Here is a 292-nt window from a genome sequence, read left to right on the forward strand (position 1 = left end):
GCTGTAGACCCGCAATGCCGTGGCATCGAAGCCCATCTGCCCGATCATTTCGAAGCTCGGTTGGAGATTGCCCAAACCTTCCAGCGTGGAGCCGGCGCGAATGAATTCATCGTGATCGAGCAGGACGATGCCGTTTTGGTCCAGCACTGGCACCAATGACTTGCTGAAGGAACCGTCCGCCCTCGCCCGTGCGGCTTTTTGCTGGGAGTGCAGCGCAAAGGCATCGACATCCTGGCGACTGACGCCTTCGAGCGTGGCGATCAGGTCCGCGCCGATGCCCTGAGGCACGAAA

General features: G+C 60.6%; 1 protein-coding gene. It reads right to left on the reverse strand.

The genetic code is table 11. From position 1 onward, the window contains the following. On the reverse strand, nt 1-292 hold a 292-nt coding region (locus ACZYSM_RS29510; protein ID WP_489077226.1), incomplete at both ends, for a thiolase family protein.

Source organism: Pseudomonas sp. F220, from assembly GCF_057813935.1.